The following is a 25946-nucleotide window of genomic DNA, read 5'->3' as shown; positions in this document are numbered from 1 at the left end:
TTATTATGAGGATATTTACAGCTTTTGAACTTCCGGAAAAAATCAAAGACGAAATCTACAAAATTGTAAGCGAGAAAAGCCCCAAAATTATCGGAGTAAAATGGGTAGAGAAAGAAAATCTCCACATCACATGCAAATTCCTGGGTGAAATTAACGAGAAACAACTGGAAGAGCTTATTTCCAAACTTCAGGAAAAACTAAACAGGGGCGAAAAAGTTAGGATCTCGATAACGAATTTTGGCTGTTTCCCAAATTTCAGGAATCCGAGGGTATTGTGGTTAGGAGTTCAGGGCGAAGTAGACAGGTTACAAAAAATATGGGCAACATTAGAAGAAATTTCAAAAAATTTAAAAATCGGTGAACGAGAAAAAGATTACGTGCCCCATGTAACCCTTGGTAGAGTAAAGTCGCAAATATCCTTGGATAAAGATTGGATAAAATACAGTTCAAAGGAGTTTGAAATTACCCACTTGACGGTATTCCAGAGCACATTGACGCCGTCAGGTCCAATTTATAAAAGCATTGCAAAAATTGGATTATGAAAGAAAAAATACTAAACAGAGCAAGGGAAATAATCGATATAGAACTTGAGGGATTAAAATCCCTGAAAGACTCCTTAGATGAGAGTTTTTATCGAGCTATAATACTCCTTCTCCAATGTAAAGGTAGAATTGTGGTTTCAGGAGTTGGAAAATCAGGGATCGTGGGGAGAAAAATCTCATCGACTCTCAACGGAGTGGGAATTCCATCAGTTTTCTTACACCCCTCTGAATCCCTCCATGGCGAATTGGGGATGATACAAAAGGATGACGTTTTCTTAGCAATATCGAAAAGTGGACAGTCTGAGGAATTTAGCATTATCCTTCCCTTTGTGAAAAGGATTAATATTCCAGTTATAGGAATGACCTCCAACCCGAATTCAGATTTAGCAAGGCAGTCAGATGTGGTTATTCTCGTAAAAGTCGATAAGGAGGCATGCCCCTACAATATTGTCCCTACAACATCTACCACTGCAATGATGGCACTTGGCGACGCCATAGCAATTATATTAGCAGAATTAAAAGGGCTAAAACTGGAACAACTTGCAACACTCCATCCAGGCGGTACTATTGGCAAAAAATACTGGCTCAAGGTTGAGGACATGATGCTTACTGGCCCCCAACATGTGCCAATCGTACATAAAGAAGCCCCAATGAAGGAAGTGATCCTCGAAATGACACAGAAAAGGGGCATAACAAGTGTAGTGGATGACGATGGAAGAGTGATAGGCGTTATAACTGATGGAGACCTTAGAAGACTGCTTGAAAAAACCCAGGATATATTTAACCTCAAAGCAAAGGAAGTTATGACCACGAACCCTAAAACCATTAAAAAGGACGAACTGGCAGCTGCTGCCGCGTCCAGGATGGAACATTACGGTATCACCGCACTAATTGTAGTTGACGACCAGAATAAGCCCATTGGAATAATCCACTTACACGACCTAATGAGAGCAAAAGTAATATGAAGCTTAGAAAAGCTATTCCACTTATTTTTTTAGCCTCCATAATTATGTCCTGTGCAAGAGAAAAGGATAAAACAATTCAAGAAGATACGTCTTCAGCCCCACAGCAAGAAACCTACAACATCCATTTGCAGGTAAAAGAATTTGAAGCTAAACGAATTGAAGTTTTTTCTGAAAAAGCCACCTACTCAGGAGATACCATCAACTTGATAAATTTCAAGGTCAACTTCTTTGATAAAGGCGAAGTAACTGCCACCATGGTGGGCGATACCGGAACCATCGTCGAGAACTCGGGTTTTATGGAGGCGCGCGGAAAGGTTAAATTAGTAAGCACCAGCGGTGATTCCCTAATTTCCAATGTCCTGATATGGAACCAAAAGTTAAATCTAATTTATAGCCCAACAGAATCCTACTTATACAAAGAAAACAAAATAATCCGCTCATCGGGACTCGAATCTGATCCGGGGCTAAAAACCATAAAATTCAAGGGAAAGGTCTATGTTGAATGAAGACTTAACCACAAAGACGCCATCCAATTTTGAAGAGAAAGAGCTTGATGAGTTCATAGACAAATTTTCTGAGAAAATTGTAAGCTTAAACCTTTCTGTAATAGCGGTAGTTACCCTTGAATCAATAAAGCCCCTTTCCTTCTTCGCAAGTCAGGCAATGGTTTTCCTCGAGCCCTTGGTAAAAGCCTTTTTCACTGCAAGAGATTATGATAAACTTTACAGAATTCTGGAAGACAGGAAGCTCTTGGAAAAGCTTATAACCACTATTGAAGAAAAAGCAAATAGGTAATGTTCTTTTCTACCATCCTTCTTTTAGGTTTCATCTTTCAGCCATTAAGAATCAAATACAACGGCGGTGGAGATTGGTACAACGATCCCGAAATTTTACCAAATCTTTGTAATGAACTTGCAAAAAGAGTACCGTCAGTAAAGGTTAAACCAGAAGAAGTTGTATTAACCTTTGAAGACGATAAGATTTTCAGATATCCTTTTCTTTTCATTACCGGTCACGGCAACATATCCTTAAGCCAATCCGAAATAGAAAATTTACGGAAATATGTTTTTAATGGAGGCTTCGTTTATATTGACGACGATTTTGGAATGGACGAATACTTTCGAAAAGAGTTTAAAAAATGGTTTCCAGAATACGAACTCAAAGAAGTCCCGCTCAACCATCCCATTTACAATCTTTATTACAAATTTCCGAAAGGGCTTCCTAAAATTCATGAGCACTATGAAGGAAGGCCCGTAGCTTTGGGACTTTTTATAGGAGGAAGACTCTCTTTACTTTACACTTACAACTCAAATATTTCTGATGGCTGGACAGACCGATACAACGACCCAGATTCTTTAAGAGAAGAGGCTTTTAAATTCGGAATTAACTTGATTCTTTACTCGCTACTCTATTGAAAATCAGGTTAAGACCCTGTATTTGAGGGCGCTGATTATGAGTTCCTTAACATCCTTACCGTCTTCCGGGTAATTGGAGATATAAAAACGCTTTGTAGCGAACATCTCGTCTATTTTTCCCTTAAGTCTGTTGAGTACCGCCTCGAGTCCATATTTATTTGTTTCAGGGAGAATGATAAAGATCCACCGATACCCAATAGAATACATATCGGACTCTCTTAACATCTTCTTAAAGATTTCTAGTATCTGGACTTTTTTGTCCTGAACAAGAATTTTATCGAACTCAATCAATATGATGGAGAACTCCCGTTGATATCTTTCTGATCTGGCTATTTCTTTTCTCATAAGGGCGAAGAAGGCTGGATAATTGGGTTCCTTAGAAATCTCCGCTAAGATATTCTGAACCTGCGTATCGGACAGCAAGAACTGGTATTTGCCTAAGAGGTACTTTTCGAGCCCTTCGTTTTTCATCCGCAATAGAAATTTCTTTGCATCATTAACTTTCCCGGCCTTAATGAGTTGATTAATAAATTCTCCATAATAAACAGCAGCCTTTTCATCGTTATTCAACTCCTTGTAAAGGCGGCCGAGAATTTCAAGGATTTCCATGTCATTGGGTGTAAGAGCTCTAATTTTCTCAGCTACAGAAATGGCCTGAGATTTCTTCCCCGCCTCGAGAAAGAGATTAAAAGCTTGACGGAGTTCCCCAACAGCAAGTTGCTTCATTCCCATGTTGAGATAAATGTCTGCTCCTATAAGCCTGAGAGAGGGGTCATCAGCCTGCTGATTCACGGCAATGTGATAAAATTCCATTGCCTCTTGAAAATTCTTTTTCTGGATTGCCCTAAAAAGACCTTTTTTAACATCCTGTAAGTTCAACATATTTATATTATACTCTCATACAATAGCCCAGTCAAGAACTCGGCGTTCCTCAAAATTAACCAACTTTATTTAGCACTTCTCTACGTTCTGTTTCCTGACTAAATTTCTGCATCTTTTAGGTTTCTCCTAATAGAATTTTAATAAAAGCCTTTAATGCTGGGTATTTTATTTTTGACAATGTCCCAAATGATCTCGGGTTCTATTCCGAAATATTCGTGAATTAATATATTCCGTTAATCCACTATTTTACGCCATTCGATATTTGAATATTGCTGTTTAAAATCTTCTGGTAATTGTCTAACTCCTTCACCGATTATCTCTAAACAACGTATTACTGCATAGTATCTCATATCATCTTTTACAAAGGCCTCATAGTCTATCCCATTAGTAAACTTCTCTAATTTCATTATTTCACTTAGTATGCTTTTTAAAATCACATTTACATCTCGTTTAGACATAAACAACCTCTTGCAAAATTGTATCTTTGAGTTCTTGTTTTAAGGCTCCTTTCATAATAAGGTCTACTTTTATTCCCAACAAATCCTCAAGAAAATATTTAAGTTCCATATAATTATCAAAAGTCTTACCTTCTTTCTCAAAATCAACTAAAATATCCAAATCACTGGTTGAGGTCACTTCTCCCCTTACATAAGAGCCAAAAATCCCAATTTCAGTTACTTTAAACCTCTCCTTCAGGATAGCTTTTTTATCTTCCAAAATTTTTTTTATGTGCTCTATGGTTTTCATGGCCTTTCCTGTGCCAATTTAATTGCTTTGCGAAAATAAATAAGATATATAACCAAATTAAGAGAAAAATTATACCACAAAGGCATCCAAGGGTTTAAAAACATAATTTAAACCATTGATTATTCACGCTATATATCTCCCGTTCGTCATACCAAATTTCACTTAACCAATTGGTTCTTATCCAATCATACAGCTTTCTATGTAGCCTTTCAATCTATCGGCGTTCCTCAAAATTAATCTACTCGAAATGGGATTGTTTCATCAAAAATAACAAAATAGTAAAACGGCGACCTTCAACTTTCTGTCGATGTGTGAGGATGCCAAAAGAGTAAATGAAAAAGCATCCAAATTCTCAATACTCTTTAAGCAATTATTAAACCTCAGTTACTCTTCTGCTTGTAAACTCTGAGATTATAAAACCCCAATTTTCTTAAAAAGTTTTTCGGGCCAGTTTGGGTCGTCTATGAATAAAACATTCATATTTTCAATTTCTTCTTTACTATAAAAATTCTTTTTCCCAACTCTCAAATCTTCGTACTTTGTCGCAGAAAGTAGAAAGCACTCTAACTTGATATTCTTTTGCCCTATTCCACTTAGTTTTTGTTCAATTTCTTTGATTCCGGATGAAGCAAATTTTATTTTTTGATCCCTATTTATATCTGCATGTACTAACCCATGTGGTTCAATGAAAACTATGGTTTGGTCAGTATTATTATTAACCTCTTTGACCCACAGGATAAAGTCAGGGAAAAATTGAGACCACTCGAGTTGAAAAACTTGTCAATATTTCGAAAAGTTCCTCAGAAGATAAATTTAATAGTAAGTAAGTTTCGTTTTGTTAGATTTAAAATAGTCTCTTAAGCACCTTATTAAATTTTTCTCCGCTTTCTACAAGCCATTTTTGGTGTAATCTTATCAATGATTAAATTCCCCCGAAAACGCCTTTTGAATATAGCCTAATGCTTCTTTTTCACTCTTCTCAATGGCAATCTCTACTGCTTTTTTTGCTACTTCCAATAATTCCTTCGCCTTCTTTCTTGCTTCGTGTGATTGCTGGACTAATGAGGCGATTTTTTGCTGGGTTGAGAGGGGAAGAAGTGGGACAATAACTTCTTTAAGGGTTTCTTGATTTAATCTTTGCTGGACACTCCCTCTACTATTTTTTATCATCAAATTTACACCTAAAGGGCTACCAAGAAATAGTGTAAGATAATATGAATTCAATTTTTGCTGATCAAACCTGAGCCTTATTAGATTATCACTAATTGTTCCTCCTTCACATTCTTTTGGAACCCTTGCTGATAAACCAATTGTTCCTACCCTCGTTACTACTACATCCCCTTCTTTTGCTTTTTTACTTTCAATTTGGTCTTCAGGAGAAATATAAACTAAATCGTCCGTGTTGATAGTTCCATTTTTCAAGTCAGTGCCTCTAATATAAGGCATTCCTTCTGACTCATCTACATATTTTTCTGAATATTGACCAGTAGTAACCTCAATGAAACTTAGTTTTTTAATCGGTTTTGCAGAAAAATTCTTTATAAGGTACTTTTCTACTTCCTCATATGCAGGCTGGAAATATTCCGCATCTATTCTATTAGCAGAGAATGTATCGGAAAGTTTAGCAGTATATGTTTTTTCATATTTCGGCTTAAAGTCTTTAAGTCCGAGTTCTTCTAAGAGGAAGTTTTCGGCTTGGGAGTAAAGTTCGCTCGAGGTTTCTATAAATTCAAAACTTTGCAAAACTAAATTTGCTATTTCATTTTGAACGTTATCATCAACTATCAATACAGGGAACTTCTCAAAATCTTCAGGGTAAATTTCTTCTTGATCTGAACCCCTAGCCCATCTATTAGTCCAATCTCTACCAATTTTTGATTGCAAAAATGTGCCTAGGTATAGCTGATTAATTTTTGATTTGTCAGCCCTTATAATATTTACATGATTACTCGCTATAGCTTCTATCGTTTTTGGATAAAATATATTTGCCCTTCCGATGTTTGCTCCTGTTGTATAAATTAAAACATCAAATGGTTTAATCTTTACTACCTGTGCTTGTTTTGAATTAAAAAAATCTTCCTCAACAAATGGTAAGTTATCTATATCTAAGAAATCTTCAAGTAAATTTTGACTTACTACTGCTCTATATTTTGTCGGTATATCACTATATTTTGGTTGAATACCTCGCCGATTGAAAATAATTAAATTTCCTAAGTAATCCCATTTTTTTCCTTTAATTTTATTTTCTAGATCAAAATAATAAGGATCGTAAAATTTCGCATCAAGTCTTTTTGTCCTTTCAAGTTCCGATAATTTTATAATGCTAAACACCGCCATTTTCTCATCTCCAAAAATCAAAATGATTATCACCTTTTGCCAACTGCTCTTTAGCAAATTTAATAAAAGCCTCTGCTATTTCGTCTAAATCATGGTTAATTACTGGTTGCCCATGTTCATCTAAAACAAAAGAGCCATCAGGATTTTTCTTATATCTATACTCCCCGCTTTCATCCTTTACTGGTTTCTCGTTAACAGCAAAGAAAATCGGATAATCCATTTCTTGCATTATTTTTCCATCAAGCCAGTATTTTTTGAAAGCTTCTGTAATCCTTTCATCATTTAAAACTAAACTTATCTGTCCTGCTAAAGTCCTTTGGGAGATTTCTTTGGTGAGTTTATTTATCTTATTTTGTAATGCCTTAATCTCTTTTATCAGTTCTGCTTTTCTTGTAGTACTGACATTTTTAAATTCTTCTTCTTCTTTTTCCTTTAAAGCTTCCTCTAATTCAATTTTTTCTTGAACCAAAATAGCAAGGGGTTTTTTTCTTTTGTTCTTTCTTTTGTTTTTTTCTTCTGCCTCTTCAGTTTCTTCAACTTCATCTTCAACTTCATCTTCAACTTCAGTTTCTTCTTGCTAATGATTTTTTAATCTCTTCTCTGCTTTCAAAATAGGTTTCCAGGAAAGAGTTTAATTCTTCTGGTATTTCTTCTTCATCTACCGGACTATCCCAGGTTAAATTTTGATATTTCTCTTTCAAGTTTTCCAAAAATTTTTCCCATTCCCCTTCATATTTTGCTCTAATTTGTTGGATTTGTTCTTTTTCTTCATCGGTGTATTTTCGTAAAAACAAAACGCTTGTTTTTGTTCCTGTGTGTGGCTTGAAAGTGTTGACATGCAAGCCAACTACTGCCAAAACCCTTGCTTCATCTATAATAAATCTTCGGATGTATTCAGCATTCGTGTTGTTTAATAGACCCTGAGGTAAAACAATGGCCATCCTTCCGCCTGGGCTTATAAATTGGAGTGAGCGCTCTAAGAAAAGAATATGTCTTCCTATTTTGTTTACCCATCTTCCGTTTTTCTCCGCCAGGTTATATAGTTTTAAAATATCCATTTCCCTTACCGTCCCTGCAAAGGGTGGATTGGTCATTAAAACATCAAAATCAAAGAATAGGAACTTGCTTTGATTTTCCCCGTCTTTTTTAGGATTATCAGGGAATCTTAAAAGCCTGTTTCTTAAACCTGATTTTGTTTCATCTTCCCATGTGTGAGGCGCTAATGAGTTGTCTTTATAGATATGGGATTTGCCGTCTCCTACAATAAGGTTTATTGCTTTGGCTATCTTTACTGCTTTTTTGGCTATGTCAATTCCGTAAATCTTCGTTTGAGCAAAGTTTCTTGCACTTTCAGGTAAAGGTTTTCCACTAATCACTTTGCCTGCAACCCACATCACCGAATGCAAAAGAAAACCAGCAGAGCCACAGGCAGGGTCAATAACGAATTCACTGGCTTTGGGATTGAGCATTTTAACGACCATATCTATTACAGGTCGGGGAGTAAAAAACTGCCCCTCTTTCTTCTTAGCGACTTGAGGTATTAGATATTCAAAAGCCTCATCTATGATGCGAAGATTGGAATTGAATAACTTTATTTTTTCTAAGAAAGATACGCAAACTTTTAAATGTTCGCTTCTCAATTCAATTCTATCCGTTGGCTCAAAAACTCCTTGCCATTCTCTCTTTGCCCCTTCTAAAAGGTTTGATATTTCTCTTTTTACCTGTTCTGAGCTTCTGTCTCCAACAAAGAATTCTAACTGATAGGACGGGTCATTAATCCCTCTCCATTCATCGTAGAGTTTAGCGTAGATTAACTTAAAAATTTCCTCAAATGGATCCACTCCCGCATTACCTAAAACAAGTTCCTCTAAGTCCAACAATATCTTTTTAAGTGTTGTCTTACCTTGCTTTAATTCATCATGCTCTTCAAGCCATTTAAGGGTCCATCTTTCAGTTAAAATATCCCTTAGTGTTTCTCCATTTTCTGGTATTCGAGGAATCTCTACAAAAATATTGGGATCTTCTCGGTGAAGCCTTATCATTTCGTTTCCATTAGACCATACACCAATCGGAGCTCCATCTGCATTACAATAACTCTTTAGTTGTTCTAATCCTGCGGTTCTTTGAGGCCTCTTTACTTCAAAGATTATGTATGGATGCTGAAGGTCTTCCTGTAGGACAACAATATCTGCTAAACCAGAATCTCTTGAGCCAAAATAAACCACTCTTTCAACATCTATCCTATCTTTCGGGTAGTTATATTTATTCAGCAATCTATAAATCCAAAGTTGCCTTACAATTTCTTCAGGTTTCGCAACTTTGTCCTTTTCTTTGATCTGGCATTTGATATAAAATTTTCCATCCCGTTCTATAATCATGTCTTCCACAGCTCTAATCTCATCATCAGTGAAGAGAGATAGGCCGTGTTTCACATCTGAAGCCGAAAAAATTTGGGTTATTTTTGTGGGGTCATTGTCTGGCATATTATTTACCCCCTTTAATTAGTAAGCTTTATTTTTAAAAGCCCACGCACTTAAAGATATGAAAAAAATTTGTCTAATTTTACTTAATTGGAAGTTGCGTAGCAATTTCATTATCACTTTTCCTTTTATATAACTAAACTTTCTTTCTCCCGTAAGCATAGCTTTGGGGTATTCTTCTAATTTGCCAAGAAACGAGCAAGTAAAAGCAGATTCAATTTTATTTCTCAGGTCTTCATTGATAAACTTGTCAACTTGTTTTCTCTTATAATTCAAAACACGATATATCCCATAACCTAAATCTGCACAGTCAAATTGAAAGATCTCTTTGAGCAATTTCTGAATTTTTTCCATAACTTCCATTCTGAACTTCCTCCTATGTTTTAACCCATCACATTACACGTTAAACTCTTCAAAGTTGTATTAAATTATAGCACATAAGAAACCTTGGTTCAATTTTACAGAGTCCATAAAAAAAAAATTCCAAATGGTCATAAAGAACTTTAGCAAAGAATCGTCTAAATAGACGACGTTATCCAACCCCTCCAATTTAAACTTCCACACTTCCCCCACCTTCCCTCTTTCATTGAATATCCGCCTACTCGATTTTAAAATTTACACAATGCGCCCGTAGCTCAACAGGATAGAGCGGCGGACTACGAATCCGTAGGCTGGGGGTTCAAGTCCCTCCGGGCGCATTTTAAAGGTTTTTGTAATGCTCAATTTAGAAAAATACTATTTTCAAGAGGCAATTCGGGAAGCAGAATCCGCCTTTAAGGAAGGTGAAGTCCCCGTAGGGTGTGTGATAGTCAAGGATGGGGAAATTATTGCTAAGGGACACAATCGAGTTGAAAGCCTTAACGACCCTACTGCCCATGCAGAAATTATTGCCATTGGCTCCGCAGGGGAGAAACTTAAAAATTGGAGACTTACAGGCTGTACTATGTATGTAACCTTAGAACCCTGTTTAATGTGCACAGGTGCTCTAATACTCTCAAGAATTGATAAAGTTGTATATCTTGTGGAAGATCCGAAATTTGGGACCTTTGAAAGTCAACTACAAATTGACGATCTATTCAAATTTAACCATAAATTTGAAGTCCAAAAGTATGAAGATCCCGAACTCCAGGAAAAAGTAAAGAATCTGATGCAGTCCTTCTTTAAATCTTTAAGAAAATAAAATGCTGATTTTCCTTCTTTCCCTTAATCTATTTATTCCGCCCTATGAACACCTTTATCTTAAAACGGGTTTGGAATCAAAAATAGACAAATATTTCGCTTCGGGTATGATCGATTCGGCAGAATACTACGCCCAAAAACTACTCAATACCTCCAAGGATCAAAAAACAAAGAGAAAAGCACTACTTTATCTATACAGGATTTACAAAACTTCAGGTAACGAAAAAGAGGCCTATAACACTCTACAGAAAATCCTAAAAGAGTCAGGCCATTCCGATTCCTTAACATTATACAGAGATTACTTTACATACCTTTACAACTCAAATAAATTGAATCAAATCATAGAGCTAAAAGATGAAATTCCCTCGGACGACACCCTCTATTTCATTATGGGGCTTACTCTGTTTAAATTGAACAAGCTGGACACTGCCCTTACTTTCCTTACAAAATGTCGTCTAAAAGAGGCCCTTTACCTTAGAGCTTTTTCTTTGTATAAGCTGGGAAACTACAGCGAAGCGGAATCTTTAAGCAAAGGCCTAAACTGGGGTGAGCTCACCCTTCTAACCTTCAGCCAAAAAGAACTTTGGGATTCTATTGTTTCATATATAGAGGAACAAAATATAGCCTTAAACGAGAAGCTACTCCCCTATTTCCGCGTCCTTTACATAGTAGCGTTAAAGAAGACGGGCAGAAAAGTACCCTTCACTTATTACAAGGAGTGGCTTACGACAAATAAAGGGCATCAACTCGAAGACTACGTATCTTTTTTATACGCAGAGGATCTGGCAGACCAGGGTGAGTGGTCAACAGCCATAGAAGCTTTAAATTCAATAGATACAGTGCATTTTTTTTCAAAATTTCCTTCATTTAAAGGCGAATATTTCTGGATAAAGGGAAAGGCCTTCTTTTACAGGGGAAGCAATTTGATTAACATTACAAAGCACTTATTGCAAGCCTCAAATTTGATACAGGATCCAATGATCAAGGACTCTTGTAATTACCTTTTGGGATTGACTTACTTGAAATTTGGACTTTACAAGAAAGCTGTTTTATATTTCCAGAGAGTGAGAGAAGACTCGAACCTTTACCTTGATGCCTCCTTCAATCTTATAACTGCTTATTATCAGCTTTCACAGTATGATGATGCCCTGGAAATCATTGAAAAAGTGCTAAAAAAACGAGATCTCCCCGTTGAACTAAAATTTAACTTACTCACCATCAAAGCAAAAATCCATGAAGCGCATAAAGATTACTCAAAGGCCATTACAACATATCAAACGATGCTACTATATGAGACCAGAAAACCGAAAATTTACGAAATTTACTACAATATTGAGATGCTGAAGTACAAAAAAGGTGATTACGAATCTCTCGACAAGGCTTATTATAGCTATATTAACAAGTTTCCTGACAGCCCTTATGTTCCACAACTTTATTACGATCTCCTTCTCAAGTATATCTATTCTAAGGACACTGAGAATGCAAGAAAGTTACTAAACTCGTTAATTGGCAAATTTCCAGAGAATTCAAAAACCCTTGATGCTATTGACCTGTACTTTAGTAGTCAAATCGCCACCCTGGAAGATACGACTATTTTGAAAGAATTGTTGTCTAAAAATCCAGATATTGAAGACTATGTCTATTTGACCCTTGGAAGATTTTACAAGAGGTTGAGACTTTACGATGTCGCACTAAAATCTCTCAGTACGGTCAAACAGGGAACCTACTACAATCAAGCCCAAGTTGAGATAATGGAAATTTATTTCTTACTCAATAAATACAATGAAGTAGAGATGCTCGGCACAGAGATTATGCCGGATGAAATCAAAGAGTACACCTCTTATCGTATCTTAGAACTCGTTCTAAAAGCGGTAAAGAATGAAGGCAAGGTATTAACATTTAACTCACTGGTTAACCGTTACGCCAATAAAGACTTCCCGTTCAAAAAGGATTTTTGTTTGATGGTATCGGACATTTACATTAAAGAAAAAGATACTACAAACGCGGTAAAATTTTTAAGAATGGCAAGAGATCTTGGAGCCACAGATCAAGAGATAGCAAACTATAATGTAGAACTATTAAAGCTTTCAAGGGAGATAGTTCGATGATTTTTGAAAAAAATCTAACCAGTGACTTCCCTTTCGAAAAATGTTCTTTTGTGGCACTTGATATAGAAGCCACTGGACTACGAATTAAGGAAGACAGGATACTTGAAATCGCCTTAGTGAAATGGGAATATAACGGGAAAAAGCAATATTTTGAAAGCCTTTTTAACCCCGGGGTTGAACCGACGCAGCATTCTATCAATATCCACGGGATTACAAAAGCAGAATTCCAGAATGCACCAGAGTTCAGACAACTAAAGAAAAAAATAGTGGATTTTATTGGTGACTCGATATTAATTGGGTTCAATATTCTCTCCTTAGACCTCTCCATTCTCAATAAAGAGTTGAGACTGCAAGGGGAGGCACCTTTATACAACTATATTATCGACGTCCAGGGGGTTGCTTCTAAGATTCTGGGAACTCCAAAGGAAAGATCTCTATACACTGTATCAAAGGAACTGGATATTTATCCTTCCCACTTTCACCGCGCCCTCCCCGACGCTGAGACGACCCTAAAAATTTGGATAAAACTCTTAGAACACTTTAGAGCGCAGGGATTCAGGACGCTTAAAGAGTTACACGAGAGAGGATACTTTAATATAAAATTGAATCCAGTAGCTCGGGATATCTTTTTACTTGGCAGGCAAAACCGTTATGTAGAAATCGTTTACAAGTCCCCAACCTCTCCAAAAACAAAAAGGACCATTGAACCTCTCGGAGTGAGAGGCTCAATGGTCGACGCTTTTTGTAATCTCAGATTGGACTTCAGAAGTTTTAATACTTCTTACATTCTAAGCTACAAGTAAGCTATTCTTCTTTCTTCTCCTTCTTTGCCTCTTCGATAATCTTCTTCGCAATCTCAGCAGGGACTTCATCGTAATGGGAAAACTTCATCGTATAAGTTCCTCTACCCTTTGTAATGGAACGTAAAGTTGAAGAATACTTATAAAGCTCTGCAAGAGGAACGAGAGCTCTTATAACCTGATACCTACCCTGAGAATCCATTCCCAGAATCTTTCCTCTTCTTGCGTTAATATCTCCTATCACATCGCCCATGAACTCCTCAGGAACAGTAACTTCGAGTTCATAAATAGGCTCAAGCAAATAAGGATCTGCTTTGGCCTGCGCATCTTTAAAGGCTAAGGAACCAGCAATTTCAAAGGCCAGGTTGGAGGAGTCCACTGGATGGTATTTACCATCGTAAAGTACAACTCTTACATCAACGACCTTTGCACCAGCCAGTACACCTGATTCCATCGCCTTTTTAACACCGGTTTCCACAGCGGGAATGAAGTTGTTCGGAATTGCACCACCGAATATCTGGTTCACAAACTCATAACCGCCGCCCCTTGGGAGTGGCTCGATTCTAATATTACAAATTCCATACTGGCCATGGCCACCGGTCTGTTTCACGTATTTTCCAAAACCTTCAGCTGTTTTCCTTATACTTTCCCTATAAGGGATCTTTGGCTTTTCCGTTCTAACATTTACGCCGTATTTTTCCTTCAATCTTGAAATAACCACATCAAGATGGATTTCACCTAAACCCCAGAGAAGGGTTTGTTTAAGTTCAGGATCATATTTGAAGTCAATGGCAGGATCCTCATTTCTCAACCTGTTGAGGCCTTCCGAAACCTTATCCTGGTCCTCTCTGCTTTCAGGTACAATTGCTATTGATACGAGCGGTTCCGGAAATACGATCTTCTCAACCTCAACGGGATAATCTTTATCACTTAGTGTATCATTTGTCTTTGTATCCTTTAGTTTCACGAGGGCTCCAATCATTCCCGCCGATAAGGTTGGGACCTCCTTCCTGTCTGCGCCCCTTACTATGTACATCTGGTTGACCTTCTCCGCCCTTTGTGTCCTTGAATTTAAGTACTCCTTGCCTGATTCGATCTTTCCTGAAAGCACCTTTATTATGCTCACTTCACCTAAGTGCGCCTCCTGGAAGGTCTTAAATACAAAGGCGACCGCTTTACCTTCTGGATCCGGCTTGATTTCAACATCGTTGCCAGAGAGTTTTCCAACTTCAGGCTTCACGTCAACGGGCGAAGCGGCAAAGGAAACAATACCGTTCAGAAGTTCAACAATACCAAGGGCTTCCTTCGCATCTCCATAAAATACGGGAATAATTTCCTGATTTAAAATAGACTTCTTCAGAACAGGCATCAACTCAGCATCAGAAATCTCCTCACCAGCCATGTATTTCTCAAGCAAATCTTCGGACGTTTCAATTATATTTTCCCTAAACTTTTCTCTTTCTTTCAATGCATAATCTTTAACATCCGGTGGGAGGGAATTCACATCACCCGTTACTAAATCAAACACCCCTTTAAAGTTTGCCCCTTTGCCAAGCGGAATCTGGAAGGGTGTCACATGGTGACCGAAGATCTGCTTCAGCTCTTCCCAGAGTTTGTCTAAATTGATCTCCTGTCCCGTCATCTTGTTTATGAACAGGAAGATTGGAATACCCTTCTTTTTCGCCATTTCAAAGTACTTCTCGGTACCTACCTCAATTCCTGAGGTTGCATCGATCACCACCAGGGCATTATCGGCAACTCTAATTCCCGCCGCAACTTCGCCTGCGAAATCAAGATATCCCGGAGTATCTATCAAATTGATGAAATACCCATTGTACTCGACATAACCAACAGCAAGCCGTATGGAAAACTTTCTTTTAATCTCCTCTTCATCGTAATCCATAACGGTATTGCCCTGCTCAATAGACCCCATTCGGCTGATCACGCCGGTTTTATAAAAGATTGCCTCACATAATGTAGTTTTTCCGCTTCCGCCGTGTCCAACAATTGTGACGTTTCTAATTTTCTCAACCATCAGCTTTACCTCCCCGAGTTTTTATTACAATATTTAACAACCTATCTTGAACAAAAACGACCTTTTCAATGTCATTGCCCTCAACGTAACTTTTTATTTTCTCAACCTCTAAGGCCCTTTTTAAAACCTCTTCCTGGCCTGCACCTTTGGGGACAGTAACTTTGCCCCTCACCTTCCCATTTATTTGTACTGGTATTTCAATCTCCTCAAAATGCAAGTACCTTTCATCATAATCGGGATACCTTTCGGCAAAAATTGTATCTTCAAATCCCATAGTATGCCATAATTCCTCCGCAATATGAGGGGCAAAGGGCGCAAGAAGCAAAGCAAAATCAACGCAGGCCTTTTTAAGGACAACAGAATCTTTCTTATTAAAATCTTGTAAATCATTCAAAAATTCCATCATCTTAGCAATAGCAGTATTAAAGTGGAACTGAGACGAATCTTCACGAACGGATTTTATGGTTTGCTGAAGCCTTATATACAAGTATTTCTCGCTTTCGTCAAGGTTATCAGGGTTAACGGAAATTCTTTGACCTTTAACAACCTGCCCATTTTCCTTATAAAATCTGAGAATTCTTACCAAAAATCTCTTTGCACCTTCTACACCTGCATCCGACCACACCATATCCTTTTCCGCAGGTCCAGCAAAGAGGATAGTAATTCTGGCCACATCAGCACCGTGCTCCTCAACAAATGGTGCCACAGGTACAATATTACCACGGGATTTGGACATCATTTCTGTAAGTACTTCAATTTTGTTCCCACATTTAACGTGAATTCCATCTATCACATCCTCATCCTCAACAACCTCGCCGCAGTGCCTGCAGTAATTGAAGCTCTTATGGACAAGGCCCTGGGCAAAGAGGTTTGCAAAGGGTTCCATTTGATTTACCAATCCTTCGTCGTAAAGGACCTTCTGAATAAACCTTGCATAAATGAGATGTTTGGTCGCATGCTCAACTCCGCCAATGTATTGATCCACCGGCATCCACCTGTTTACTTTATCAGGGTCAAAAATAGCCTTCGAATTTTTTGCGTCAATATATCTTAAGAAATACCAGCTGGAATCTACAAAAGTATCCATAGTATCGGGATCACGTTTAGCATCGGCACCACAAACGGGGCATTTGGTATTGATCCAATCTTCCACATCTTCAAGGGGTGACCTCCCCTTAGGTTTAAAATCTTTAATATTTTCAGGTAACAAAACCGGTAAATCCTCTTCTGGAACAGGTACTATACCACAGTGGGGGCAATGAATGACAGGAATAGGGGCACCCCAGTATCTCTGTCTCGAAATTAGCCAATCCTTAAGTCTATAAGACACTGCCTTACCACCAAGGCCAAGTTTTTCCAGTTCAACTTGAATAGCTTTAATACCCTCCTCGGAAGTTAATCCGGAAAATTTATCACTGTTCACCATTATTCCATACTCTTCAAAGGCATGGTCCATAGTCTCAACATCAAGTTCGCCATCCACAGGCTTGATAACTATTTTAATAGGAAGATTATTTTTCTTTGCAAACTCAAAGTCTCTCTGATCGTGAGCAGGCACGCCCATCACCACACCCGTTCCGTAATGAGCAAGAACATAATCACCTACCCAGATGGGAATCTTCTCACCAGTGAAGGGGTGTATGGCATATAGCCCAGTAAATACACCTGTCTTCTCCTTAGCACCAAATTCCCTTTCTACATCGCTCTTCTGCACCGCTTTTTCAACGTATTCCAGGATCTCCCGCGCATAAGGGGAATCCTGAATAAACTTTTTAACGAGTTCGTGTTCAGGGGCAACGGTTATAAAAGTAACACCAAAAAGGGTATCGGCCCTCGTGGTGAAAACAGGTATTTCGGTTCCATCCTTTTCATACTTGAAGACTATTTTTGTACCGTAAGACCTACCTATCCAGTTTTCCTGTTGCTTTATGACATTTTCAGGCCACCTTCCCTTCAAAAGTTCAAGGTCTTCAAGCAGCCTTTCCGCATAATCGGTAATCTTAAAAAACCACTGTTCTAATTGCTTCTTTACAACAGGCGTTTTACACCTTTCACACTTTCCGTCAACTACCTGCTCATTGGCAAGAACCGTTTTACAATTTGGGCACCAGTTCACGAACTCGTTCTTTCTGTAAGCAAGCCCTTTCTTGTATAAAAGGAGGAAAAGCCACTGGGTCCATTTGTAATAATCCGGGTCACAGGTTGCAAGTTCTTTGTCCCAGTCGTAGGAGATACCAAGCATTTTAAAAGTTTTCCTGAAATTTTCAATATTGTTATAGGTCCAGGTTTTTGGGTGAATTCCATGCTTGATGGCAGCATTTTCAGCAGGAAGTCCAAAGGCGTCCCAGCCGATAGGATGCAAAACGTCGTATCCCTCCATCATCCTCACTCTGCTTACCACATCGCCGATAACGTAGTTCTTCAGGTGGCCCATATGGAGGTCGCCGGAGGTGTAAGGGAACATCTCCAGTACATAATACTTTCTTGATGGAAATTCCTTTGTTTTGTACAGATTCTTTTCTTCCCAAAACTTCTGCCACTTCTTTTCAATCTCTCTCAAATTAAAATCCTCTGCCATACATTAGCTCCTCTTAGGAGTTTATAATTTTACTCTCAATTAATTGTAAAATCAATGCAAAGCCCTTAAAATTGTAATGATGTTATTCCTCTTGCTTTTCCTCTGCAATATAAGCCCCATAAAGGAAAATTTCAGTAATAGGAACTTCTGGCTGGTTTCAACTATGTGGCAAAACACTAAGGACACGGAAGACTCTGTTCTCGTTTTGATTTCTTGCAGAATCAACCTCAAAACAGAAAAGGCAATAAGTTATCTAAAAGATAATAATGTCTCCACCGATGTTCTTCTGGCCTACACCTCAAACCTTTTGCAGAGTAACAACTATGACTCCTTAGCTGTTTATAACCTGAAAATCCTCGCAGATTCAATCGCTGAATTAAAAGAATATTTCTACATGCGACTTGTTGAAAAACTGTTACATCTTGAAAAGCCGCAGGAAGCCTTATTTTATGTTAGAGAGATAAAGAATCCACGCTATCTGAAGGTTGCAATAAGGAATTTCGTAGACTACGTATGGAACAAGCAAAAAATAGAATTTGCTGATTCTCTGCTGACTTTAAGGCCAATTTCCCAAGAGACAAGAACCTTCCTGAACGCTTTAAAAGCCCTTAGTAAGTCTGATACTTTGAATGCACGAAATTTTGCAAAAGAACTTGTAAAAATCAAACCCGATTCCCCTTACGCAGTTAGATTGGTTTCGCTTTTAGATGATACTTTGCAGGCATTTGTTTACTACTCTGCCGGAAATTATGCAAAGGCAGACAGCATTTTTACAAAAATCAACACAACTCGCTACCCTTATGCCCAGATCCTGTCGGCTTACAGACTCAAGAACTACAACAAAACTATCCAAGTTTTTGAAAAACTCAGGGATAAGTTAAACGAAAGAGAAGAAAAAAGCCTGTTTTTATCTATAGGCTACTCCTACTGGAAAACGCAAAATCCACTTAAGGGACTTGAGTACATTCATTATTTAGCCAACCAGAGAAACGAAATTGCTGCAAGGCTTATAACCGATATCCTGATCAGAGAAAAGGATTCCATTTCCCAGTGTTACTTTAACAATGTGAATGTCCATTCACAGGAACTCTCCTACGCCTTAGCCCTGTTTAAAATGTACAAGGGAGATTCTACGAGCGCCGAAAGTCTCTTTATCAAGAGCCTCAATGGGAATAACTTACCAATAAAAATAAGGGCACGTTTCTTCTTAAAGAATTTAGGCCGTTACGTAGATGACGATTTAGATAACGAAACCAAATTTGACTACTTCTACATACTGGATAAAGGTTTAGTGGTCACCCGCGAACCCGAGCCTGAAATATCAGAGGAAACCTTTAAAAAACTAAAAATTGTCAAGTATCTTCTAATCTTAGGAGATCAATCGGAAGCCTTGAACTACGTGCCCTCTGAACCTAATGACCTTTACGGCGCTGTAAAATTGGCAGAACGCTATGGCAATGATTACATCAGGATAAAACTCGCATTGGACTATTACAACTCTTTGCCAGATAGAAAAGGTATCCCCCTTTACCTGTTAAAACACATCTTTCCCACAAACTATTACAAGCAAGTAAGCTCCATTGCCAATTTTTACAACGTAAAACCCGAAGTTGTAATTTCACTAATGAGAGAAGAGAGCCGATTCAATCCCACCGCTATAAGTCCAGCCGGTGCCATTGGCCTTATGCAGATTTTACCCTCAACAGGGAAAAGGATTATGCGGGAGGCTACACCCGATTCCCTTGGAGTACCTGACTTAAACATCACTATTGGAATCAAATATCTATCAATGTTGTCCGATTCATTCCCCAATCTAATTCACACCCTATGCGCCTACAACGCAGGGGAATCGAGAATTCGCGAATGGAAAAGCACTTATACAACTAACGACCAACTACTATTTCTCGAGTTAATTCCCTTCAAGGAGACAAGGGAGTATGTTCAGCGGATTTTGCGAAGTATAATTATATACCAGTACCTCTTAAGGAGTGAGAAAAAATGAACATACTTTTGCTGAGTTTATTGTTAGTTAAGGCGGAGATCTACAAGGTCTTCATAGAAGCACCTATCACACCTTCTATCTCGGAATACGTTTGCGATGCCATTGAAAGGGCTAACAAAGAAGATGCCAAGTTAATCGTCATTAAGATGGATACCCCTGGCGGGCTTGACGAAGCAATGCGTTCCATCAACAAGGCAATTCTTGCCTCCAAAATACCCGTGGTTACTTATATCTACCCTGAAGGCTCGAGGGCTGCATCTGCTGGAGCATTTATTGCAATGGCTTCCCACATCATTGCCATGGCACCCGGAACCAGTATCGGGGCTTGTCACCCCGTTGCCATCGGAACCCAGATGGATAGTATAATGGTAAAAAAGGTCGCAAACGATGCTGCAGCCTATCTAAAATCCCTTGCCGAACTCCGGGGTAGAAATACTAAGTGGGCTGAAATGGCTGTATATGAGGCCAAGTCTTCCTCCGCCACAGAAGCGCTAAAAGAAGGCGTTATAGACTACATAGCGTCAAGCCTTGAAGAACTCCTTGACAGCCTGAATGGAAAGAAGATTAAAATGGACGGAAATGAATATATCATAAGCCTGCAAAAACCATACGAAATAAAAGAATTAAAGATGAGCCTGAGGGAGAAACTGCTTACCATTCTAAGTAATCCAAATATTGCTTACATACTCCTTGTTCTTGGTTTTTACGGCCTATTTTTTGAACTCTCCAACCCTGGTTCGATATTTCCCGGGGTAGTAGGCTCCATCTGTCTTATCCTCGCCTTTTACTCTCTTCAAACCCTACCTGTCAATTACGCGGGGCTCGCCCTTATGATTCTCTCAATTATTCTTTTTGCCCTTGAGGCCTTTGTGCAATCCCACGGCATATTAGCCGCTGGAGGCATAGTTTCCTTCATTTTAGGCTCTTTAATGCTCTTTAAAGGAGGTCCCATGTTCCAGGTTTCAAAAGGTTTAATTGTCTCAACGGCGATAATATCAGCGGCTTTCTTCATCTGGGTAATTTCAAAGGGAGTTAAAACCTTCTTTATAAAGCCTGCTACAGGAAAAGAAGGACTCATTGGAGAAAAAGGAATCGCTCAAACCCCAATAGACTCGAAGGGGGGTATGTGCCTCGTCCATGGTGAACTCTGGAAAGCAAAGAGCGAAGAAAGAATAGAAAAAGGCGAAGAAATTGAAGTGGTAAAGGTAGAAGGCCTTACCCTGTTTGTAAAAAAATGTGAAAAATAGCTTTTAGCTGAGAAAATTCTTTCGCATTCTATCATGAGAATTTACAAAAACTTATAAAAGTTCGGATATCTTGTAAAAATACCTTCGCAGTGAACTAAGTAAAATTCCGCTAAAAATCGAGCCTTTCCCTTTGGCACAAATTTTGCCCCTTAACTAACAAAAGGAGGCTAATATGCTAAAGGCATTAATTTTGCTCACCTTAGTATCAAACACCATCTCCCTGGTCGATACACCCGACGATGTCCATCAACGTTATGCAGATTTTATAAGCGGAAGGTTCTCCTACAACACTCACACCCTTTCCGTACAATTTTATGTGGATAGGCTCTTTCAGAACTACTCAGGACCAATATATGTTTTCATCAACTCCGATGGAAACGATGCCACTGGATGGAACAACACAGGTTATATCTCGGAAGACGAATTTACACTCTATGGTGCAGATCTGATGCTCATAATAAACAAGACAAACCCTCAAAACTCGGCACTTTACCAATTAAGCAATGGTGGAGGTTATATGTTCCTATCCACGATCCCTTGCACAATCGTTCAAACCACATCAATACGTTCAAGGGTATTGTTTTCATTGGATAATCTTCCCGGCAATACCATATCTGTAAAATTGTTCATGAATGAAGAAGGCAACTGGGGTGACCTTTTCCCTAATACCTATCCCGTCATTTTAACGAATGATTACAACTTACCTAACCTCAGCCGCGACTAATTCACCCATGGCAGTAAGTCCAACAATTTTTTCAATCCTAACGCGGATAAACTCTCCCTCTTCAAAAACGCCTGGAACTACAACGGTTATATTGTTTTCTGTTTTGCCTTTGGAATATTTTGAACTTTTTTTGGAAGGGCCATAAATGAGGATTTCGTACTCCCTACCCAGCATCAGCTTACGCCTCTCATAGATATTTCTGTTAACCTCTGCTATTAATCGCCGGAGCCTCTTACCAGAGACCTCTTCATCAATTACTTTATCCTTGTACCGGAAATAGGCAGGTGAAGGATTTCTGGGCGAATAAATGAACATATAGGCGTTGTCAAACTTCACCTTTCTCACAACATCGAGCGTCTCTTCAAAATCTTCCTCCGTTTCTGTGGGAAAGCCTACCATCAGATCAGTTGTGATAGAAGCAGAAGGAATCTTTTCCCTTATATACTGCGTCAGTTCAAGGTATTCTTCCTTGGTATATCCCCTGTTCATATCCTTCAAGACCTTCGTAGAACCGGACTGAAGGGGGAGATGGAACCAGGGTTTTATGTGCCGAGCATTTTTAACAACCTCAATTACCTTCAAACTCATATCCCGTGGGTGTGAAGTAGTGAAATAGATTCTTGGGATATTAGTTCTCTCGTCAATGAACTTTAGCAAATCGGCAAAATCAATACCCTTGTAATAGTAAGAATTAACATTTTGTCCAAGAAGGGTTACCTCAAGGGCACCCCTTTCCTCAGCATACCTAAGTTCTTCTAATACCTCTTCTGGGGACCTTGAATATTCCCTTCCTCGTGTATATGGTACAACGCAATAGGAACAGAAATTATCACAACCTTCCTGAATCACCACGTATTCAAGGATTTTCCGTACGCTGCGCCCCTGAAAACTAAAGTTACAAGAGGTCTTAAGTTCGAGGAAGGATCTACCAGAAAAACTGTTTTTAATAGCCTCAGGAATTATCTGAAAATTCCTCGTACCCACCACAAGGTCCGATACTCCTAAAAGTTCTTCACCCTTCTGCTGGGCTGTGCAACCCATCAGAACAACGTATTTTCCTCTTTTTTTAAAATACTTTGCAACCTCAATTCCTTTTTGCTCAGGTTTCCCCCTAACAGAGCAAGTATTTATTATAACGATGTCAGCCTTCTCCGGCTTTTCAACGGAAATAAAACCTTCTTTCCGCATTAAATTATCCACTATGGCAGAGTCATATTCGTTCATCTGGCAGCCGAAGGTGATTATATGATAACTTTTCATAGTGCTTAATTTTAAACGACGGCATAAGGACTTGGAAGTTCCAGAGTCATAAATTACAATTAATCGATGGAGAAAAAGCCCGATTGGATACGAAGTAAATTCGTTGCAAACGACAAATTTGTCAGAGTTATTAAGACACTAAAGCAATTAAACTTACACACTGTCTGCGTGGAAGCAAAGTGTCCTAACTTAGGAGAATGCTGGGGGCACGGTACTGCTACCTTTTTGATACTGGGGGATATTTGCACAAGACACTGTAAATTCTGCGCCACGAAGACGGGGAACCCTCGTGGAATTATCGATTACGATGAACCTGAGAGAGTCCTAAAGGCCGTTGAAGAGATGAACCTCGACTATGTGGTAATCACTTCCGTTACGCGGGACGATTTAGAAGACCAAGGAGCAGAAATCTATGCAAAAACAGTGAGGCTGATAAAATCAAAGTACCCTAACATACTCGTCGAAGTCTTAGTTCCAGACCTAAGAGCCAATCCCGAACATATAAAGAAGATCGTCGACTCAGGTGTTGATGTTTTTGCCCACAACGTAGAGGTTGTTGAAAGACTAACCCCAGAAATTAGAGATCGCAGGGCGTCCTTCGAAACCTCCCTCAGGACCCTAAGGATTGCAAAGAGTATAAAAACAGATCTTTACACTAAATCCGGCTTTATGGTGGGACTCGGTGAAACAAAGGATGAGATCATTGATACAATGAAAAGATTACGAGAAATAAAGGTGAACTTTCTCACCATAGGCCAGTACCTCAGACCATCGATTAAACACGCCCCCGTTATCAAATATTACACGCCTGAAGAATTCAAAGAATTTGAGAAAATTGGACTATCAATGGGATTTGACTACGTTGCTTCAGGGCCCCTTGTAAGAAGTTCTTATCGTGCCGGTGAGTTTTATGTGAAAAGTTTAAGTGGGAAATCCAGCTGACCTCGCTACATCATTTCTTTAGTTTCTCAGAGTGAGTCAGTCCTTTTATCTAAGTTATATACTTAAGCATTTCTTGTAATCACCATGCCTACCTCCAATAATTAAACCTGCCCGCCGTTAAGCAATTTTTTGCGAGTTGACTGCTCAAAGAGTATAATTATATCAAGGAGGTAATTGATGAAGAGGTTTTTAGTAGTTTTTACAATTCTCTTTACATTTAACTTAGTTTATGCCTATCCCGCTGATGTGATTCCAATCCCTAATAGAGAATATGTACCTGCCCTTCACCAGGCGCTTCAGAGTGCTGAAAAAAGCATTAAGATCTTTATGTTTAGTGCCCGGTATTACCCCCAGTACAAAAACGATGCAAACTCCTTGATTCTAAATGACCTAATAAGTGCTGCACAGAGAGGAGTTTCTGTTGAAGTCATCCTCGATGCCTCCAATTGGAACCGAAGCAATACACTTGACAATAAAGAATTTGCGGACACTTTGCGCAAATGCGGCATCAAGGTATACTTTGATCCCCCCGATGTAACATCCCATGACAAGTTGATCATTGTTGACGGGAAAATAACAATCGTAGGATCAACTAACTGGAGCTACTACGCACTGGAGAGAAACAATGAAGCATCCGTACTCATCTACTCGCCTGAAGTAGCCGAATACTTTGAAAAATATTTTGAGAAAGTCAAAGAGCTTTCAACAGAAAAGATGCCCGAATGGTTCCTGGAGTAGAAAATGAAGTTAATCCTCCTATTAAGCTTACTATTTTCAGTAAAACCCGTTAAAATAGAAATTATCCATACCTCCAACATCGCCGGGAACTTTGGTAAATCAAAAGCCACCTGGATTAACCCCGACTTCCCGCCAACCCTTAGAGGTTTTGAAAGCCTATCGGAACTCCTTATTAGAGAAAGGCAAAGATGCGAAAAAAGTGGGACCCTTTTGCTTCTTATGGATGCGGGAAACTTTACCGGTGGATATATCACAGGAGACAATTTGTACGTCGATTCCATCGCCTATTACTTAAATTCTCTCCAATACGATTATATAAATATTGGCGTCAGGGAGCTTATCCTATTTCCTGAAAAAAGCAGGAATGAAGATTACTTGCCTCAACCCGCTACTCTTTTCGACTACTTAGCAAAAATAAAAGCAAAGTTTGTCTCCTCAAACATAATCTTCAGTGACCCAAGATACACAAACATCGTCCTACCTTACGACATTATCGAGTACAAGAGAATTAAAATAGGTATCTTTGGTCTTGTCAGTGAAAATACCCCCTCCTTCATGTATCAGGACATTGACCCATCTAAATGTGATGAGTCAATAAAAATCCTAAAAGAATACGAATCTGCAAGGAAAACGGTTGAAACCCTTAAAGCAAAAGGCTGTGATATTGTGATAATGTTATCCAGCATTGGATATTACCGGGAAAGATTTCTTGCGAGAGATGTCCCAGGAATTGACCTCATACTCGGGGGATTTGACGGCTTCGGTGAAAGACAAGCCTACGTAGATCCAGTTAACCACACGATAATACTCAGAAATTATGATTATCTGAGCCAGATAGGTAAAATCGTGCTCACCATAGACCCAAAGGCAAAAACCATCGTCGATTACGATTATACTGCTGTAACACCCTTCGAAGAAGAATTCACCCCATTAGCACCAGCAGAGGCAGAGGGGGAAGAGTAAAA

The 25946-nt window shown here is 38.8% G+C and carries 23 protein-coding genes, 1 tRNA gene and 1 pseudogene; 15 read left to right on the top strand and 10 right to left on the bottom strand.

The window, feature by feature from the left end:
• The first annotated feature begins 5 nt into the window (after positions 1 to 5).
• The 5 genes from thpR to ABIM45_01810 are packed head-to-tail and all read left to right on the top strand — an operon-like array spanning position 6 to position 2922.
• Positions 6 to 542, top strand: a complete 537-nt coding sequence (thpR, locus tag ABIM45_01830; protein ID MEO0238649.1) for an RNA 2',3'-cyclic phosphodiesterase — start codon at positions 6 to 8, stop codon at positions 540 to 542.
• Positions 539 to 1507, top strand: coding sequence for a KpsF/GutQ family sugar-phosphate isomerase (locus ABIM45_01825; GenBank protein MEO0238648.1), 969 nt, complete (start codon positions 539 to 541; stop codon positions 1505 to 1507). Before thpR ends, ABIM45_01825 begins: the two co-directional genes overlap by 4 nt.
• Positions 1504 to 2013 (top strand): LPS export ABC transporter periplasmic protein LptC, encoded by a 510-nt coding sequence (lptC, locus tag ABIM45_01820; GenBank protein MEO0238647.1) that lies wholly within the window; start codon positions 1504 to 1506, stop codon positions 2011 to 2013. The genes ABIM45_01825 and lptC overlap by 4 nt, the downstream gene beginning before the upstream one ends.
• On the top strand, positions 2003 to 2302 hold the full coding sequence (locus ABIM45_01815) for a hypothetical protein (protein MEO0238646.1): 300 nt from the start codon (positions 2003 to 2005) through the stop codon (positions 2300 to 2302). The genes lptC and ABIM45_01815 overlap by 11 nt, the downstream gene beginning before the upstream one ends.
• Positions 2302 to 2922 carry a DUF4159 domain-containing protein gene (locus ABIM45_01810; protein ID MEO0238645.1) on the top strand — a complete coding sequence of 207 codons (621 nt, stop codon included), beginning with the start codon at positions 2302 to 2304 and terminating at the stop codon, positions 2920 to 2922. Before ABIM45_01815 ends, ABIM45_01810 begins: the two co-directional genes overlap by 1 nt.
• 3 nt (positions 2923 to 2925) lie before the next feature.
• Here ABIM45_01810 and ABIM45_01805 read toward each other — a convergent pair whose 3' ends face one another.
• The 7 genes and pseudogenes from ABIM45_01805 to ABIM45_01775 form a co-directional block, all read right to left on the bottom strand.
• The gene (locus tag ABIM45_01805; GenBank protein MEO0238644.1) at positions 2926 to 3804 is read right to left on the bottom strand and encodes a hypothetical protein; all 879 of its coding nucleotides are present in this window, start codon (positions 3802 to 3804) and stop codon (positions 2926 to 2928) included.
• A 137-nt stretch (positions 3805 to 3941) separates the two neighbouring features.
• Positions 3942 to 4262, bottom strand: a pseudogene (locus tag ABIM45_01800) (DUF86 domain-containing protein).
• The gene (locus ABIM45_01795) at positions 4255 to 4551 is read right to left on the bottom strand and encodes a nucleotidyltransferase family protein (protein ID MEO0238643.1); all 297 of its coding nucleotides are present in this window, start codon (positions 4549 to 4551) and stop codon (positions 4255 to 4257) included. The pseudogene ABIM45_01800 and the gene ABIM45_01795 overlap by 8 nt, the downstream one beginning before the upstream one ends.
• 915 nt (positions 4552 to 5466) lie before the next feature.
• On the bottom strand, positions 5467 to 6888 hold the full coding sequence (locus tag ABIM45_01790) for a restriction endonuclease subunit S (protein ID MEO0238642.1): 1422 nt from the start codon (positions 6886 to 6888) through the stop codon (positions 5467 to 5469).
• A 4-nt stretch (positions 6889 to 6892) separates the two neighbouring features.
• Positions 6893 to 7357 carry a hypothetical protein gene (locus tag ABIM45_01785; protein ID MEO0238641.1) on the bottom strand — a complete coding sequence of 155 codons (465 nt, stop codon included), beginning with the start codon at positions 7355 to 7357 and terminating at the stop codon, positions 6893 to 6895.
• A 94-nt stretch (positions 7358 to 7451) separates the two neighbouring features.
• A complete protein-coding gene (locus ABIM45_01780; GenBank protein ID MEO0238640.1) occupies positions 7452 to 9371 on the bottom strand; it encodes an N-6 DNA methylase in 1920 nt (639 codons plus the stop codon).
• Positions 9372 to 9389: 18 nt separating this feature from the next.
• The gene (locus ABIM45_01775; GenBank protein ID MEO0238639.1) at positions 9390 to 9731 is read right to left on the bottom strand and encodes a hypothetical protein; all 342 of its coding nucleotides are present in this window, start codon (positions 9729 to 9731) and stop codon (positions 9390 to 9392) included.
• A 261-nt stretch (positions 9732 to 9992) separates the two neighbouring features.
• Between ABIM45_01775 and ABIM45_01770 the strand changes: the two genes are divergently transcribed.
• From ABIM45_01770 to ABIM45_01755, 4 genes are all read left to right on the top strand, one after another.
• Positions 9993 to 10066 (top strand) — tRNA-Arg (locus ABIM45_01770).
• A 17-nt stretch (positions 10067 to 10083) separates the two neighbouring features.
• Positions 10084 to 10548, top strand: coding sequence for a nucleoside deaminase (locus ABIM45_01765; GenBank protein ID MEO0238638.1), 465 nt, complete (start codon positions 10084 to 10086; stop codon positions 10546 to 10548).
• 1 nt (position 10549) lies between these two features.
• Positions 10550 to 12655, top strand: a complete 2106-nt coding sequence (locus ABIM45_01760) for a tetratricopeptide repeat protein (protein MEO0238637.1) — start codon at positions 10550 to 10552, stop codon at positions 12653 to 12655.
• The gene (locus ABIM45_01755) at positions 12652 to 13458 is read left to right on the top strand and encodes an exonuclease domain-containing protein (protein MEO0238636.1); all 807 of its coding nucleotides are present in this window, start codon (positions 12652 to 12654) and stop codon (positions 13456 to 13458) included. Before ABIM45_01760 ends, ABIM45_01755 begins: the two co-directional genes overlap by 4 nt.
• A gap of 1 nt (position 13459) precedes the next feature.
• Here ABIM45_01755 and fusA read toward each other — a convergent pair whose 3' ends face one another.
• Together fusA and leuS are read right to left on the bottom strand one after the other, a co-directional pair.
• Positions 13460 to 15490 carry an elongation factor G gene (fusA, locus tag ABIM45_01750; protein MEO0238635.1) on the bottom strand — a complete coding sequence of 677 codons (2031 nt, stop codon included), beginning with the start codon at positions 15488 to 15490 and terminating at the stop codon, positions 13460 to 13462.
• A complete protein-coding gene (leuS, locus tag ABIM45_01745) occupies positions 15483 to 18068 on the bottom strand; it encodes a leucine--tRNA ligase (protein ID MEO0238634.1) in 2586 nt (861 codons plus the stop codon). Before leuS ends, fusA begins: the two co-directional genes overlap by 8 nt.
• Before the next feature lie 79 nt (positions 18069 to 18147).
• Between leuS and ABIM45_01740 the strand changes: the two genes are divergently transcribed.
• From ABIM45_01740 to ABIM45_01730, 3 genes are all read left to right on the top strand, one after another.
• Positions 18148 to 20070: a lytic transglycosylase domain-containing protein gene (locus ABIM45_01740; GenBank protein MEO0238633.1), complete on the top strand. Its 1923-nt coding sequence runs from the start codon at positions 18148 to 18150 to the stop codon at positions 20068 to 20070.
• Positions 20067 to 21317: a nodulation protein NfeD gene (locus ABIM45_01735; GenBank protein MEO0238632.1), complete on the top strand. Its 1251-nt coding sequence runs from the start codon at positions 20067 to 20069 to the stop codon at positions 21315 to 21317. The genes ABIM45_01740 and ABIM45_01735 overlap by 4 nt, the downstream gene beginning before the upstream one ends.
• A 172-nt stretch (positions 21318 to 21489) precedes the next feature.
• On the top strand, positions 21490 to 22041 hold the full coding sequence (locus ABIM45_01730; GenBank protein ID MEO0238631.1) for a hypothetical protein: 552 nt from the start codon (positions 21490 to 21492) through the stop codon (positions 22039 to 22041).
• On the opposite strand, the gene miaB is transcribed toward ABIM45_01730, so the two are convergent.
• The gene (miaB, locus tag ABIM45_01725) at positions 22018 to 23301 is read right to left on the bottom strand and encodes a tRNA (N6-isopentenyl adenosine(37)-C2)-methylthiotransferase MiaB (GenBank protein ID MEO0238630.1); all 1284 of its coding nucleotides are present in this window, start codon (positions 23299 to 23301) and stop codon (positions 22018 to 22020) included. The genes ABIM45_01730 and miaB overlap by 24 nt on opposite strands.
• Positions 23302 to 23367: 66 nt before the next feature.
• Between miaB and lipA the strand changes: the two genes are divergently transcribed.
• The 3 genes from lipA to ABIM45_01710 all read left to right on the top strand — a co-directional run bounded on the left by lipA (position 23368) and on the right by ABIM45_01710 (position 25944).
• Positions 23368 to 24243 carry a lipoyl synthase gene (lipA, locus tag ABIM45_01720; protein ID MEO0238629.1) on the top strand — a complete coding sequence of 292 codons (876 nt, stop codon included), beginning with the start codon at positions 23368 to 23370 and terminating at the stop codon, positions 24241 to 24243.
• Between the two features lie 177 nt (positions 24244 to 24420).
• Positions 24421 to 24981 (top strand): phospholipase D-like domain-containing protein, encoded by a 561-nt coding sequence (locus ABIM45_01715; GenBank protein MEO0238628.1) that lies wholly within the window; start codon positions 24421 to 24423, stop codon positions 24979 to 24981.
• A 3-nt stretch (positions 24982 to 24984) separates the two neighbouring features.
• Complete coding sequence (locus ABIM45_01710) at positions 24985 to 25944, top strand: hypothetical protein (protein MEO0238627.1); 960 nt, start codon at positions 24985 to 24987, stop codon at positions 25942 to 25944.
• The last annotated feature ends 2 nt before the right edge of the window (positions 25945 to 25946 follow it).

It is taken from the genome of candidate division WOR-3 bacterium (assembly GCA_039803545.1).
Taxonomy (GTDB): domain Bacteria; phylum Hydrothermota; class Hydrothermia; order UBA1063; family UBA1063; genus UBA1063.
The sequence above is the reverse complement of the archived record's forward strand: the minus strand, read 5'-3'. Positions and strand labels throughout refer to the sequence as shown.